We start from the raw sequence: 559 nt of genomic DNA, 5'->3' as shown, positions 1-559 counted from the left end.
TCGAATGAGCATTGAAATTCGTGTTCAAAGAAAGTGAGCATAAAAAAAGCGCGCCCCTAGTAAAAGGAATCGCGCTTAAGCCCGTCACAGGCTGAATTTACTTAACCTAACATTTGGTGGTTACACGCTCACGTGAATACAAGAAACAGCGTGAATGTCTGTACCTTCAATCGTAGGTTTGGTTTTTGCACACTCTTCTGTCGCTTGAGGGCAACGAGTACGGAACACACAACCTGAAGGAGGATTGATTGGTGATGGCAGATCCCCTTCCAACATTTGGATGGTTTTATTGCGTTCTAACTCTGGGTCTGGGATTGGAACCGCCGACATCAGCGCACGCGTATAAGGGTGCTTAGGGTCTGCAAATAGCGCATCCGCTTCGCCTAACTCTACCGCGTTACCCAAATACATCACAAGAACACGATCAGAGATGTGTTTCACCACTGACAAATCGTGTGCGATAAACACCAAAGAAAGTCCTAGCTCTTTCTGCAGCTCTTTCAGAAGGTTAACAACTTGAGCCTGAATCGATACGTCTAGAGCCGAAACTGGTTCGTCA

General features: G+C 46.3%; 1 protein-coding gene. It reads right to left on the bottom strand.

The features are described 5' to 3' along the window. Nucleotides 1-120: 120 nt before the first annotated feature. A partial coding sequence (locus R8N49_RS29465) for an oligopeptide/dipeptide ABC transporter ATP-binding protein (RefSeq protein ID WP_412034937.1) occupies nt 121-559 on the bottom strand: 439 nt, incomplete at its 5' end.

The sequence above is a fragment of the Vibrio sp. 1978 genome (assembly GCF_033344345.1).
The sequence above is the reverse complement of the archived record's forward strand: the minus strand, read 5'-3'. Positions and strand labels throughout refer to the sequence as shown.